Source organism: Pseudomonas sp. NA-150 (genome assembly GCF_044336365.1).
Taxonomy (GTDB): domain Bacteria; phylum Pseudomonadota; class Gammaproteobacteria; order Pseudomonadales; family Pseudomonadaceae; genus Aquipseudomonas.
Genome location: NZ_CP172305.1, coordinates 3,044,884 through 3,058,725 on the forward strand (window position 1 = coordinate 3,044,884; position 13,842 = coordinate 3,058,725).

General features: G+C 60.2%; 10 protein-coding genes. 4 read left to right on the forward strand and 6 right to left on the reverse strand.

The genetic code is table 11. The features are described 5' to 3' along the window. Nucleotides 1-55: 55 nt before the first annotated feature. From ACF0H7_RS14525 to ACF0H7_RS14540, 4 genes are all read right to left on the reverse strand, one after another. Complete coding sequence (locus ACF0H7_RS14525; RefSeq protein ID WP_397453430.1) at nt 56-1,714, reverse strand: protein kinase; 1,659 nt, start codon at nt 1,712-1,714, stop codon at nt 56-58. Nucleotides 1,715-1,723: 9 nt separating this feature from the next. After that, on the reverse strand, nt 1,724-2,935 hold the full coding sequence (locus ACF0H7_RS14530; RefSeq protein WP_397453431.1) for a nitrate/nitrite transporter: 1,212 nt from the start codon (nt 2,933-2,935) through the stop codon (nt 1,724-1,726). 198 nt (nt 2,936-3,133) lie between these two features. Further along, nucleotides 3,134-3,709: an ANTAR domain-containing response regulator gene (locus ACF0H7_RS14535; RefSeq protein ID WP_397453432.1), complete on the reverse strand. Its 576-nt coding sequence runs from the start codon at nt 3,707-3,709 to the stop codon at nt 3,134-3,136. A gap of 14 nt (nt 3,710-3,723) precedes the next feature. Next, nucleotides 3,724-4,935, reverse strand: a complete 1,212-nt coding sequence (locus ACF0H7_RS14540) for a CmpA/NrtA family ABC transporter substrate-binding protein (protein WP_397453433.1) — start codon at nt 4,933-4,935, stop codon at nt 3,724-3,726. 254 nt (nt 4,936-5,189) lie between these two features. Between ACF0H7_RS14540 and ACF0H7_RS14545 the strand changes: the two genes are divergently transcribed. Further along, nucleotides 5,190-6,215, forward strand: coding sequence for a quinone-dependent dihydroorotate dehydrogenase (locus ACF0H7_RS14545; protein ID WP_397453434.1), 1,026 nt, complete (start codon nt 5,190-5,192; stop codon nt 6,213-6,215). Between the two features lie 130 nt (nt 6,216-6,345). Here the strand turns inward: ACF0H7_RS14545 and rmf are convergent, their stop codons facing one another. Beyond that, a complete protein-coding gene (rmf, locus tag ACF0H7_RS14550) occupies nt 6,346-6,561 on the reverse strand; it encodes a ribosome modulation factor (protein WP_080290409.1) in 216 nt (71 codons plus the stop codon). A gap of 581 nt (nt 6,562-7,142) precedes the next feature. Here rmf and rlmKL point away from each other — a divergent pair. Together rlmKL and ACF0H7_RS14560 are read left to right on the forward strand one after the other, a co-directional pair. Continuing rightward, the gene (rlmKL, locus tag ACF0H7_RS14555) at nt 7,143-9,410 is read left to right on the forward strand and encodes a bifunctional 23S rRNA (guanine(2069)-N(7))-methyltransferase RlmK/23S rRNA (guanine(2445)-N(2))-methyltransferase RlmL (RefSeq protein ID WP_397453435.1); all 2,268 of its coding nucleotides are present in this window, start codon (nt 7,143-7,145) and stop codon (nt 9,408-9,410) included. Nucleotides 9,411-9,539: 129 nt separating this feature from the next. Next, nucleotides 9,540-11,480 (forward strand): diguanylate cyclase, encoded by a 1,941-nt coding sequence (locus ACF0H7_RS14560; protein WP_397453436.1) that lies wholly within the window; start codon nt 9,540-9,542, stop codon nt 11,478-11,480. Between the two features lie 157 nt (nt 11,481-11,637). On the opposite strand, the gene dacB is transcribed toward ACF0H7_RS14560, so the two are convergent. Beyond that, entirely contained in the window at nt 11,638-13,107 is a 1,470-nt protein-coding gene (gene dacB / locus ACF0H7_RS14565; protein WP_397453437.1) for a D-alanyl-D-alanine carboxypeptidase/D-alanyl-D-alanine-endopeptidase, read from the reverse strand. 330 nt (nt 13,108-13,437) lie between these two features. Here dacB and ACF0H7_RS14570 point away from each other — a divergent pair, with 330 nt between their 5' ends. Further along, nucleotides 13,438-13,782 (forward strand): YggL family protein, encoded by a 345-nt coding sequence (locus ACF0H7_RS14570; RefSeq protein WP_397453438.1) that lies wholly within the window; start codon nt 13,438-13,440, stop codon nt 13,780-13,782. The last annotated feature ends 60 nt before the right edge of the window (nt 13,783-13,842 follow it).

Below are 13,842 nucleotides of genomic sequence, written 5' to 3' on the forward strand. Positions count from 1 at the left end.
ACGCGTTAAGCAACTCGCCAACAAGTTGGCTCTTACAGAGAGCGAAATTCGGCCGCTACCGGTGCAGCACCCATACAATCAACGCCAGGTTCGCCAGCAGTGACATCAGCGCCATGGTGCGCCACACCTTAAGCGGCTCACGCTCCAACAAGGGTCGAGGGCGGTTTTCGAGGGGGCTCAATTCGGCCTGCTCCAGCTGCAACAGCCACTCCTCGGAGGTCTCGTAGCGCTTGGCCGGGTCGGCTTCCAGCGCTCGCCCCAGCATACGTGCCAGCCAATCCGGAACATCGGGTCGATAGCGATTGGCTGGAACCGGGAGGCCGAAGCGTGGGTGCTGAAAGGCTTCGATTTCACCATAGGGGTAGTGGCCCGTGAGGAGGTAGTACAGGGTCACGCCGGCGCTGTACAGATCCTGTTGGCTACTGGGCGCCGCGCCGGCAAAGGCTTCGGGAGCGATGTAGCTGGGCGTGCCGGGCAGTTCATTGGCGGTGTCGCTGGACAGTCCGGGGCAGTAAGCCAGGCCAAAATCCAGCACGCGTAAGTCATTATGGTCATCCATCAACAGGTTTTCTGGCTTGATGTCGCGGTGCAGGATATTGCGCCGATGCAGCAGACCCAATGCTCGCAACAAATGAGCCGCCAGCGATTGCCAGAGGGGCAACGGTAGCGGACCGCCTTCGTTGAATAGTTCGGCCAACGTCTGGCCTGGGTACTCGCGCATCAGGTAATACAGATGCTGTCGCTCAGGCGCTGAGTGAACCTCCGGGAAATAGCGCCCGGCCACACGCCGCAGAAACCATTCTTCCAGTAGCAGGCCCTGCGCGGCCAGTGGTTCGCTATGACGGCTGGTGGGCAAAGTCTTCAGAAGCCAGGGCTGTGAGTGTTGGTCGCGTACCCGATACAGTTGGGATTGCCGAGACTGGCCCAGCAACGCCTCCACCCGCCAACCTTCGAACGCTTGCCCTGTCTTCAGCAGCGGTGGCACTGGCCATTGTTGTAACTGAAGGAGGGTATCGCCGAGGGTGTCTTGACCCAATTCATCGACCTGCACCACTAGCGCGCTGGCGTTGTCCTGGCTGCCGGCGAGGTGTGCAGCGCTTACCAGGGTCTTGACGGCTAAATCAAGATCCGCCTGCTCGCGCAGGATCGAGGCGATGTTGGCATCGCTCAAGGTGGCCCACACCCCGTCGCTGAGGATCAGCCAGCGCTCACCTTCGCGCAGTTCACCGTCGAGGTAATCCATGACCACGTATTGATCCAGCCCCAGTGCGCGCTTGAGTACGTGCTGCATGTCCGGTTGTTCCCAGACATGGTCTTCACTGACGCGCAGCAGATGCCCGGCATGCCAGCGGTAAACCCGGCAATCCCCGATATGGGCCAGGGTGAAGCGGCGTCCGCGCAGCACCAGCGCGCTGAGAGTGGTCAGCAAACCATTGGCCTGCAACCAGCGATTTTGCGCCAACAGCAAGCGGTCGAGTGATTGCGCGATGCCCCAGGTTTCAGGTGTGGCGTAGTAGTCCAGTGCCAGTGCTTGCAGGGTCGAGCGCGCTGCCAATCCGCCGTCGACGCAGTGGCTGACCCCGTCGGCGAGTGCGAACAGATAACCTTTACTCGCCGCCAGTGCCGGCATGGGTGTAACCAGCCGGCTCGCGTCCTGATTTTCCGGGCGCGGGCCGCTGGCACTGAAATGGGCGAAGCTCAATTGCAGGCTCATCGTGGCCGCTTACACCCGCGCAGCGGTGACGGCTGCCGAACCCCAGGTGGTTCTCCAGCGCAATTTGACGTTGTACAAGCCGAACCAGGCCAATACGCCCAGGCTGGCGAACAACCACAAGCCCATCTGGTAATCACCGGTGTTTTGTTTGATCGCACCCAGACCAGCGGCCAGCAGGAAACCACCGACGCCGCCGGCCATGCCGATCAAGCCGGTCATGACCCCGATTTCCTGGCGAAAGCGCTGCGGCACCAACTGGAACACTGCGCCGTTGCCAGCGCCCAAACCGAGCATCGCCGAGACGAACAGCGCCAAAGCGGCCCATGAACTCGGCAAGTTGAACCCGACGGCGGCGATGCAAATGGCGGCGACCGCGTACATCCCGGACAAGGTGCGAATCCCGCCAAAACGATCGGCCAGTGCGCCGCCCAATGGGCGCATCATGCTGCCGCCAAACACACAGGCGGCGGTGTAGTAACCCGCCGTGACCGGGCTCAGGCCGTATTGGTCGTTGAAGTAGCCGGGCAGGGCGCTGGCCAGGCCGATGAAGCCACCGAAGGTCACGCTGTAGAAGAACATGAACCACCAGGTGTCGCGATCACCCAGGGCCTTCATGTAGTCAGCCATGGCTTTGGGCTTGGCCCGTTGTGGCGAATTGCGCGCCATCAGCGAGAACGCCAGTAGCGTCAGGATCAGCGGGATCAGGGCGAAGCCGAAAACATTGGTCCAGCCGAAGGCCATGGCCAGTGCCGGGGCAAGCAGTGCAGCGAACACCGTGCCCGAATTTCCTGCACCGGCAATGCCCATGGCTTTACCCTGGTGCTGCGGTGGGTACCATTGCGAGGCCAGGGGCAGGGCGACCGCAAACGAAGCGCCAGCCATGCCCAGGAAGCAACCCAGAATCAATGCTTGGCTGTAGCTGTGAATGCCCAGTTGCCAGGCGGCCAGCAAAGCACTGATAACGATAATCTGGCCGATGATGCCGGCAGTTTTCGGTGACAACTTGTCGGCCAGCAAGCCCATCAATACGCGCAGGAATGCGCCGGCCAGAATGGGTGTAGCGACCATCAGCCCGCGCTGTTGCGTGCTCAGGTGCAGGTCGGCGGCGATTTGCACGGCCAATGGCCCCAACAGGTACCAGACCATGAAACTCAGGTCGAAGTATAGAAAGGCTGCAAACAGCGTCGGTTTATGGCCAGCGTTCCAAAAGCTTGTATTCATCAAACACCTCACCTGCAAAGTAGAGTCGTGGCCGGAGGCCAAAAAGCAAAAAACGCCGCAATCCGAATCGCCTGAGCGAGAGGGATGTGCGACGTCTTTGTCGTAAGTGAGGCAACCGCCGTTGGCTACCTGTGAATGGGTACTAGCAAGAGCTGGGCCATGAACCGGATTGCCCCTGAATTGTAGGAGCGGGCTTTGTTAGCCCAACATTTCATTCATGGCGATGATCTGCTCGGCCACCTGGATCAACTTCTGCTGCCGGCTCATGGCCTGGCGGCGCATCAGGGTGTAGGCCTCGTCTTCTTTGCAATTCTTCATTTTCATCAGCAGACCTTTGGCCTGTTCGATGCGTTTGCGCTCGGCCAATTGTTGGTCGCGTGCCTGTAATTGGGCACGAAGTTCCTGGTCGCTCTCAAATCGTGCCATGGCCACGTCCAGGATCGGCTGCAGGCGCTGCGCATGAATGCCCTCGACGATATAGGCGCTGACCCCGGATTTGATCGCCTGGCGCATCACGCTCGGGTCGTGCTCGTCGGTAAACATCACGATCGGCCGTGGCTGGTCGCGACTGACCAGTACCACTTGCTCCATGACGTCGCGGCCGGGGGATTCGGTGTCGATCAGGATCACATCAGGACGCACCGCTTCGACGCGCGCGGGCAGGTCGATGGTCAATCCTGATTCATCGACCACGTCGAAACCCGCCTCGCAGAGCGCCGCCTTGAGTCGTCCGACTTTTTTTGCTGTGTCATTGATCAGCAGGATACGCAACATACGGGCGACCTCCCTCAACGACTGGCATGCAGAGGCGTGCTGTCAGCCCGCGCGTGCAGGGAGAAGCTGCGTGCGTAGCCCGCCGGATCGCTACCATCCCAGATTTTGCCATCGATCAACTGGCTGCTGCGCATGGCCGAGGCGGGTACTGCGATGCCTAAAGCGTTGGCTGCCTGTGTGTACAGCTCGAGTTGCTGCACGTGGCGGGCGACGGCCAGGTAATCAGGGTCTTCGCGCAACAGGCCCCAGCGGCGAAATTGGGTCATGAACCACATGCCGTCGGACAGCCACGGCCAATTGACCTCGCCGCCATGATGAAAGCGCACGGCATGGTGGTCATGCCATTGATTGCCGAGGCCATCTTCATACTCACCCAGTAAGCGTGGTTCGATGCAGGCGGCCGGCGTGTCGAGGTAATCGCGACCACTGAGCAACTGCGCGGTGCTGCGCCGGTTTTCCTGATTCTGTTCGATAAAGCGGCTGGCTTCGAGCACGGCCATCACCAGTGCCCTGGCGGTGTTGGGATTCTGTTCGACAAATTCGCGGGTGCAGCCGAGCACCTTCTCAGGGTGGTCCGGCCAGATCGCCTGGGTCGTCGCCACGGTAAAGCCCAGGCCCTGATGGACGGCGCTGGCGCACCAGGGTTCACCGACGCAAAAGCCGTCGATACGCCCGGCCTGCAAGTGCGCGACCATTTGCGAAGGCGGCACCACCACGCTGTTGACGTCGTTGAGCGGGTGAACGCCTTGGCTGGCGAGCCAGTAATACAACCACATGGCATGGGTGCCGGTGGGAAACGTCTGGGCGAAGGTCAGTTGTGTGCGGCTTTGGTGCGCGTGACGTTCGAGCGCCTCAGGAGTGGTCACATTGGCGTCCTGCAGGGCGCGGGACAAATTGATGCTTTGCCCGTTCTGGTTCATACCCATCAACACCGCCATGTCGGTGGCCGTGTTGCCGCTGATGCCCAGTTGCACGGCATAGATCAGGCCATACAGGCTGTGGGCGGCATCCAGTTCGCCGCTGACCAGCTTGTCACGCAGATTGGCCCAGGACGACTGGCGTTTCAGGTTCAGGGTCAGGCCATAGGGTTGCGCGAATCCCTGAGTTGCCGCCACCACCAGCGAGGCGCAGTCGGTGAGGGCCATGAAGCCCACGTCGAGGACGTTTTTCTCAGGTGCGTCGCTGCCCGCGACCCAGGCCAGTGCATCGTTCGATGGGGTGTTCATACGTGATCGTTCATGCAGGGGGCCATCCATAAAAAAGGCGTCGCACCGTCCTTTGCTCACGCAAAGACGGTGACGACGCCATTGTCCGCTGACTCGCTCCGCCGTTGGATCGAGTGTAGATAACAGAGGTTTGTGCAAGGCATATGCCAGCGAGGGGACGGAGGGGGTAAAGTTCACGCATGACTCGCCTGGGAGCCCTCGCTGCGTCTATAATCGCCGCCCTGAATTCAGCCGCTCACGAGCCACGCCCGCCCATGTATAACCTGGCCCGCCAGTTATTGTTCAAACTCTCCCCGGAAACCTCCCACGACCTGTCGCTGGATCTGATCGGCGCAGGCGGCCGTCTGGGGCTCAATGGCTTGCTGAGCAAGGCGCCTGCGCAGGTGCCGGTCAAGGTCATGGGCCTGGAGTTTCCCAACCCGGTCGGCTTGGCCGCGGGTCTGGACAAGAATGGCGCGGCCATCGATGGTTTCGCGCAACTGGGTTTCGGCTTTGTCGAAATAGGCACCGTGACCCCGCGTCCACAGCCAGGCAACCCCAAGCCACGCATTTTCCGTTTGCCCCAGGCCGAGGCGATCATCAATCGCATGGGCTTCAACAACCTGGGCGTCGATAACCTGATCAGCCGAGTACAGGCAGCCAAATTCAAGGGCGTGCTGGGGATCAACATCGGCAAGAACTTCGATACGCCGGTCGAGCGCGCGGTGGACGATTACCTGATCTGCCTCGACAAGGTGTACGCCCACGCCAGCTACGTCACGGTCAACGTCAGTTCACCGAACACTCCGGGCTTGCGCAGCCTGCAGTTCGGTGACTCGCTCAAGCAATTGCTCGAAGCGCTGCGTCTGCGTCAGGAAGACCTCGCGCAGCGGTACGGTCGTCGCGTGCCATTGGCGATCAAGATTGCGCCGGACATGACCGACGAAGAAACCGTGCAGGTCGCGGCGGCGCTGGTCGAGTCGGGTATGGATGCGGTCATTGCCACCAACACCACCTTGAGCCGGGTCGGCGTCGAAGGCTTGCCCCACGGCGATGAAGCCGGTGGCCTGTCGGGCGCACCTGTGCGCGAGAAGAGCACGCACACGGTCAAGGTATTGGCGAGCGAGTTGGCGGGGCGGTTGCCGATCATTGCAGCGGGCGGGATTACCGAAGGCAAGCATGCGGCCGAAAAAATCGCTGCCGGCGCGAGCCTGGTGCAGATCTACTCGGGCTTTATCTATAAAGGCCCGGCGTTGATCCGTGAGTCGGTGGATGCGATTGCGGCCATGGGCCGGGTTTAATCGCAGTCACCCATAAAAAGGGGCTCCCTGAAGGAACCCCTTTTGGGCGCTAGCCCGCCGCCCGGATGGGGCGTGCATGGTTTTTTAAAAATATCGACAATTTAGAAATTCTTGATCGGAAGGTACCTGGTTAGCCGACCGCGTGAAGTTCGTTGAGTCTGTGGATGCCCGCAGTGCCGGTCATACCGTCCCAGTTGTCGCCGCGTCCTTCTCGCCAGCCATTGATCCAGGCTTGGCGTACTGACGGTAGAGTAAAAGGGCAAAGCTCACGGGATTTACCATGAACACCAAATTGATATCCGCGTAAAAATGCTCTTTCCAACGGATCACGCTTAAGTCTTCTCATAGGGTGTTGCCCTCTTCTGTTGACTGTTATGTCCCTGAGGACCTCGTGTCGAGGTCGGGCAGAATCTTCTGCCGTTGGTACCCGCTGCCGGCGTCGCGGGCTTGGTGTCGTCATCGTTGCGATGACAACCTGTGTTGATTTCTAACCAATGCTTTGGGCGCTGTGAATGATCGTTTTGTCATAAGGGCGTAACGGTTCGGGTGTAAAGGCCATAAGCGTTTTGCTCGCTTGTGTCGGTTTTTGCAAGACGAGCGCGCTGAGCCGGGGCTTTGCCGGGAGAATGGATTTTTATCCCGCTGCAATAGATGGCTTTTTGCGCACTGCCGTTAATCGACGAAGGGTCGCGGGATGTGACTTTTTGTTGCAACGATTTTTGCGGTAAAGGTTCTTAGCTCGAACAAATATCTGCCATTTTGCCGCTAGGCTGATGGTTTGACCGCTGCATTGACACCCGTTGTTGATGACGGTGGACCGGCACCTACCGTGTGCCACGCAGGCGTTCTCCAAGAAAGGCGTCTGTTTAAAATCTGGCCGGGCAATGCGTTGCCCCGCCGCTTATCGCTTAAGGCGTTGGATTATCCATGTCGGACCGTTTCGAACTCTTCCTTACTTGCCCCAAAGGCCTCGAAGGCTTGCTCGCTGAAGAGGCCACTGGCCTTGGCCTCGAGGAAACCCGCGAACACACCTCCGCCATCCGTGGCGTCGGCGACATGGAGACCGCCTACCGGCTGTGTCTTTGGTCGCGTCTGGCCAACCGTGTGTTGCTGGTGCTCAAGCGCTTCCCGATGAAGGACGCTGAAGACCTGTATCACGGTGTTCTCGACATCGAATGGGAAGACCACCTGGATGCAGAAGGCAGTCTGGCGGTGGAGTTCAGCGGTCACGGATCGGGCATCGACAACACCCACTTTGGTGCGCTGAAGGTCAAGGATGCGATCGTCGACAAGCTGCGCACCCCGACCGGCCTGCGTCCAGCCGTCGACAAACTGAACCCGGACCTGCGGGTTCACCTGCGCCTGGACCGTGGCGAAGCGATTCTGTCGCTGGACCTCTCCGGACACAGCCTGCACCAGCGTGGCTACCGTTTGCAGCAGGGTGCCGCGCCGTTGAAAGAAAACCTCGCGGCGGCGATTCTGGTCCGTTCCGGCTGGCCGCGCATCGCGGCGGAAGGCGGCGCGCTGACCGACCCGATGTGTGGTGTCGGTACTTTCCTGGTGGAAGGGGCGATGATCGCCGCCGACATCGCGCCTAACCTCAAGCGCGAGCGCTGGGGTTTCTCGGCCTGGCTGGGCCATGTGCCGGCGTTGTGGAAGAAGCTTCATGAGGAAGCCCAGGCTCGCGCGGACATCGGTCTGTCCAAGCCGCCGCTGTGGATCCGTGGCTACGAAGCCGACCCGCGTCTGATTCAGCCTGCGCGCAACAACATCGAACGCGCCGGCTTGAGTGAGTGGATCAAGGTTTACCAGGGTGAAGTCGCGACCTTTGAACCGCGTCCCGACCAGAACCAAAAGGGCCTGGTGATCTGCAACCCTCCGTACGGCGAGCGCCTGGGCGACGAGGCGAGCTTGCTCTATCTCTACCAGAACCTCGGCGAACGCCTGCGTCAGGCATGCCTGAACTGGGAAGCGGCAGTGTTCACCGGCGCCCCGGACCTGGGCAAGCGCATGGGCATTCGCAGCCACAAGCAATATGCGTTCTGGAACGGCGCGTTGCCGTGCAAGTTGCTGCTGATCAAGGTGCTACCGGATCAGTTCGTGACCGGCGAACGCCGTACACCGGAGCAGCGTCAAGTCGAACGTGAACAGCTGGAAGCCGATTCGGCACCGGTGGAAGCGCCAGGCAAGTACGAGAAATTCAACAAGAACGGCAACCCGATCAAACCGGCACCGGTGGTGGTCGAGCAGGCACGCCTGAGCGAAGGCGGGCAGATGTTTGCCAACCGTCTGCAAAAAAACCTGAAGTTGATGGGCAAGTGGGTGCGTCGTGAAGGCATCGACTGCTACCGCGTGTACGACGCCGACATGCCTGAGTATTCGCTGGCCATCGACCTGTACCACGACTGGGTGCACGTTCAGGAATACGCCGCACCGAAGACCATCGACCCGGAAAAGGCCTCGGCGCGTCTGTTCGATGCCCTGGCAGCGATTCCTCAGGCGCTGAACATCGACAAGAGCCGCGTGGTGATCAAGCGCCGTGAGCGTCAGAGTGGCACCAAGCAATACGAGCGGCAGAGTGCGCAGGGGCAGTTCAAGGAAGTCAGCGAAGGCGGGGTCAAGCTGCTGGTCAACCTCACCGATTACCTGGACACCGGGCTGTTCCTCGATCACCGGCCGATGCGCATGCGTATCCAGCGTGAAGCGGCCGGCAAGCGTTTCCTCAACCTGTATTGCTACACCGCGACCGCCAGTGTGCATGCGGCCAAGGGCGGTGCGCGCACCACCACCAGCGTTGACCTGTCCAAGACCTATCTGGACTGGGCACGGCGTAACCTGTCGCTCAATGGTTTTTCCGACAAGAACCGTCTGGAGCAGGGCGATGTCATGGCCTGGCTAGAGGCGAGCCGCGACGAATACGACCTGATCTTCATCGACCCGCCAACCTTTTCCAACTCCAAGCGCATGGAAGGAATCTTCGACGTGCAGCGCGATCAGGTGCAGTTGCTCGATTTGGCCATGGCACGCCTGGCGCCGGGCGGTGTGTTGTATTTCTCCAACAACTTCCGCAAGTTCCAGCTTGACGAACACCTGGGCGAGCGCTACGCCGTCGAGGAAATTACCGCGCAGACGGTCGACCCGGATTTCGCGCGCAACAGCAAAATCCACCGCGCGTGGCGGATCACCGCCCGCTAAGTCGATAGCCTTCCATGCCCGTCTACGAATTAGTCGGGTATGGAATGCGACTATCACTAGGCAAATTAGTGGCGAATGGCTATAACGAAGCCATCGTCAGCTGACGCCAGTGGCGTTTTGAGTTTGCTTATGTCGCCAAACCCCGTCCGACCGAAGGTTTTAGGTTTGATCAGCGAGGCTGCCAGCCCTTGGGTGGCGGCCGTTTTGGCGTTGATCGCTGGCGGCGCGCTCACCACGTTGCTGGTCTCCTCGAATAACGACCGCCACCATCGCCAGGTGTTGCAGCGTTTCAATCTGTTGGCCAGCGAGCGGGTCAGCCGGATTCAGGAGCGCTTCGACGATCAAATTCAGCGTCTCGATGGCCTGCGGCGTTTCTTCGTTTATTCGGAGGACGTCACGCGTAAAGAATTCGACGGTTTCGCCGGGCCTTTGCTGATGTGGACCCAGGCCTATTCGTGGGCACCCCGGGTTTCAGCAGCCGAGCGTCCTGGGTTTGAACAGCGGGCGCGAGACTCGGGTTTGAGCGATTTCGCCATTCGCGAGCGGGACGTCAATGGCGAGCTGGTGCCGGCCGCGCAGCGAGCGGAGTATTTTCCGGTGTTGTTTAGCCAATCGCGTACTACCTTGCCCATACCTTTGGGCTTCGATGTTGGCTCCGATGATACCCGACGTGCCACCCTCGGCCGTGCGCGGGTGTTGGTGGGTGCGGCGGTTTCGCCACGCATGAACCTGGTAGGCCTGGAGCCGGCCAACAGCAGCGGCGTATTACTGGTGACGCCGGTCATGGCGGGCAGCGCGGCAAAGCAAACGCTGGCCGGTTATGTGGTGGCTGTGATCAGCTTGCGCAAATTGCTCTCCGAAGGCTTGCCTGCGCAGACCCGCGATAACCTGACGTTGCAACTGTATGACCTGTGGTTATCGGATCAGCCTGATGTGCTTTATCAGTCGAGCAATGGCGTGGTCGACAGTGACCTGAAAATGACCACCCTGTTGAGCATGGCCGACCGTGATTATCGGCTGGACATTCGTCCCTCCGCCGCCTTCATGGCCGACAACCAATCGTCTTCCACCAGTGTCGCGGTATTGGGCGCACTCCTCAGTGTGCTGTTGAGTGCGCTGTTCTTCATCTTGGGTAGCCAGCGGCAACGTGCGCTGTCATTGGTGGAACAGCGCACCAGCGAGTTGAGTCGGGTGTTGGTGGCCTGGGAGAAGCTCAGTGCACAAGTCCCCGGTGGCATTTATCAGTTCCAGCAGAATGCCGACGGTAGCGCGCGTTTCAATTACACCAATAAAGGCATGCTGCAGATTTACGAGTTACCGCCCAATGACCTGCACAATGATGCCAGCGCCGTGTTCGGTCGAATCCACCCGCAAGATATCGAACGCATCATGCAGTCGATCAGCCTGTCTTCCGAGCACCTGACGCCATGGTGTGAGGAGTACCGGGTCGAATTGCCCAAGCAGGGCTTGCGTTGGTTGCGTGGCGAAGCCAAGCCGGAGCGACTGCCGGAAGGGGGCGTGCTGTGGCACGGGTTTGTGTCCGATATCACCGATTTGAAGCGTGTTGAAGACGAGCTTCGTGCGTTGTCGGTGACGGACGTGCTGACGGGCGTGTACAACCGTCGCTACTTCCAGGAGCGGCTCAAGGCCGAGTTGTCCAGGGTGCATCGCCACGGTGGCGCGCTGTCAGTGATCATGCTCGACGTGGATCACTTCAAGCGCATCAACGATCAATTCGGGCATGCCATGGGTGACCATGTGCTGCAGGGCTTGTGTCAACGGATCGGCCTGCGCCTGCGCCGTGATGATGTGTTCTGCCGCTTGGGTGGTGAAGAGTTCATGGTGCTGTGCCCGGATACCACCCGAGAGCACGCTCACGCGCTGGCGACGGACCTGTGGCAGGTGTTGCGCAGCGAGCCGATCGATGGGGTGGGCACGGTCACCGCGAGCTTCGGCATCGCCAGCTGGCGCTCTGCCGAAGGCGGCGATGCGCTGTTGCTGCGGGCGGACTCAGGGGTGTATGCGGCCAAGCAGGCCGGACGCGATCGGGTTGAGCCGGAGCTGCCGTAAAAGACTGGCACCGCACCTGTAAGAGCTTCCGAAGGCTGTGATCGGCGGCGAAGCAGTCGCCTTCGTGCGTCCCATGAAGGTCCTTCGGACCTTATCGTTCGAGTGCGGCCCAAACCTTCGACAGCTCCTACAGTTGTGCGGTGTGTCTGGCTTCAGGTCAAGGCTGTTGCAGCGAGATCGCGGTACTGGCCAGTTTCGGCTGGCGATACAGATCCAGCAGTGCCTCGTCGAGCACGGAAGCGGTACCGCCAACCCCGGAGCCGTTGAGGATCGCCACCACCGCCCATGTGTTGCCGTTGCTGTCGCGGCTGAAACCGGCAATCGCCCGCACGGTATTCAGCGTGCCGGTCTTGATGTGTGCTTCGCCGCGCATCGGGGTGTTCTTCAAGCGCTTGCGCATGGTGCCGTCAACGCCTACCAGCGGCAGCGAACTCATGTACTCGGCCGCATACGGGCTCTGCCAGGCCGACTGGAGCATCTGCGCCATTTCACGGGCGCTGACGCGTTCGGCGCGGGACAGGCCGGAACCGTTCTCCATCACCAGGTGGGTGGCGATAATGCCTTTCTTCGCCAGCCATTGACGCACCACGCGTTGCGCAGCCTTGGCGTCATCAGCGTCAGTTTCGTTACGGAATTTCGAGCCCAGACTGAGGAATAGCTGTTGGGCCATGGTGTTGTTGCTGAATTTGTTGATGTCACGAATGATTTCAGCCAGGTCCGGGGAGAACGCCTTGGCCAGCAGCTTGGCGTTGGCGGGCACCGAGTCCTGACGGTCCTTGCCCTGGATGGTGCCGCCCAGTTCCTGCCAGATCGCGCGTACCGCGCCGGCGGTGTAGGTCGGGTGATCCAGCAGCGAGAGATAGGTCTGGGAATTGCAGCCCTGACCCAGCTCGCCGGCGACGGTGACGTTGATGCTGCCGTCGGCTTGCGGTACCGGGCTGTAGCGAACATCACCGGTGCACTTGTCCGAAGGCAGGGCCTTGACCTGATTGTCGATATGGATGCTGGCAATCGGCGGCTCGACAGACACCAGAATCCGCCCGGAGTCGTTACGCGTGACGAAACGCAAAGCCTTGAGGTTGACCATCAGCGCGTCCGGCTTGACCAGGAACGTCGCGTTTTCGTCGTTGCCGTCGTCATTGAACTCAGGCAGTTGCGGCTGGACGAAATGGCTGCGATCGAGCACCAGGTCGCCGGTCACTTGCTGCACGCCATTGGCGCGCAGGTCGCGCATCAGCAACCAGAGCTTTTCCATATTGAGTTTGGGATCGCCGCCACCCTTGAGGTAGAGGTTGCCGTGCAGCACGCCGTTGCTCAGGGTGCCGTCGGTGAAAAATTCGGTTTTCCAGACGTGATTCGGGCCGAGCATTTCCAGCGAAGCGTAGGTGGTTATCAGTTTCATGGTCGACGCCGGGTTGACCGACACGTCAGCGTTATACACGGTCGGGGTGCCGGGGCCTGTCAGCGGCAGCATCACCAGTGACAGTGCGTTGTTGGGCAGCTTGGCAGCCTTGAGTGCTTGTTGAACCTTGGGCGGCAACGCGGTGTTGATCGGGGCGGCAGCGACAGACATGGCCAGCGGCAAAAGCAGGCTGGCGAAGAACAATGGGCGCAAAGATTTGATCATCTGAAATAAAACCCTACTGCTGAGAAGGGGGAAAAAATAGAGGGCATGGATGGATTCCCTCGGTCATCGTGACGCTGGCCGGTATGAAAACGGCGATTCGAGCACTGCGGATCGGCAATGGGTGTGCAGCAGCAATCGAAGTGTGCGGCATTATGCCCCAAGCGCGAGTGACTTGTGCCGTGCCGAGACCGCCGGATCGGCGTTTTTTATCGATGAGCGGTAATATTTCGCTGTCAGGCTCGCCAATCAGCAAACATTGTTACGTGGGCGGGCAATTCACCACCCAAGCTGGTAAAGTGCCGGCCGTTATTTCTTAGTGAGGATTGTCCCATGGCTACTAACCGTTCCCGTCGTCTGCGCAAAAAACTCTGCGTGGATGAATTCCAGGAGCTGGGTTTTGAACTGAACCTGGGCTTCAAGGAAGACCTGAGCGATGAAGCTATCGACGCTTTCCTCGATGCGTTCCTGGTTGATGCAATGGACGCCCATGGCCTGGATTACGTTGGCGGCGAAGACTTCGGTCTGGTGTGCCTGGCCAAACGTGGTTCGGTCAACGAAGAACAGCGTGCGATCGTTGAAGGCTGGCTGAAAGGCCGCAGCGAATTGACCTCGGTTGAAGTCAGCCCGCTGATGGATGCCTGGCATCCAGAAACACCGATCAAGTCGGTAGTCTGATACAAGAAAGGGCAGGCTCCGCCGGAGTCTGCCCTTTTTCGTTGCGCGCAATGCTGCAGC

Coding starts and splice junctions, on each gene's coding strand:
- ACF0H7_RS14525 (WP_397453430.1), bottom strand. CDS start 1,714: ATGAGCCTGCAATTGAGCTTCGCCCATTTCAGTGCCAGCGGCCCGCGC.
- ACF0H7_RS14530 (WP_397453431.1), bottom strand. CDS start 2,935: ATGAATACAAGCTTTTGGAACGCTGGCCATAAACCGACGCTGTTTGCA.
- ACF0H7_RS14535 (WP_397453432.1), bottom strand. CDS start 3,709: ATGTTGCGTATCCTGCTGATCAATGACACAGCAAAAAAAGTCGGACGA.
- ACF0H7_RS14540 (WP_397453433.1), bottom strand. CDS start 4,935: ATGAACACCCCATCGAACGATGCACTGGCCTGGGTCGCGGGCAGCGAC.
- ACF0H7_RS14545 (WP_397453434.1), top strand. CDS start 5,190: ATGTATAACCTGGCCCGCCAGTTATTGTTCAAACTCTCCCCGGAAACC.
- rmf (WP_080290409.1), bottom strand. CDS start 6,561: ATGAGAAGACTTAAGCGTGATCCGTTGGAAAGAGCATTTTTACGCGGA.
- rlmKL (WP_397453435.1), top strand. CDS start 7,143: ATGTCGGACCGTTTCGAACTCTTCCTTACTTGCCCCAAAGGCCTCGAA.
- ACF0H7_RS14560 (WP_397453436.1), top strand. CDS start 9,540: ATGTCGCCAAACCCCGTCCGACCGAAGGTTTTAGGTTTGATCAGCGAG.
- dacB (WP_397453437.1), bottom strand. CDS start 13,107: ATGATCAAATCTTTGCGCCCATTGTTCTTCGCCAGCCTGCTTTTGCCG.
- ACF0H7_RS14570 (WP_397453438.1), top strand. CDS start 13,438: ATGGCTACTAACCGTTCCCGTCGTCTGCGCAAAAAACTCTGCGTGGAT.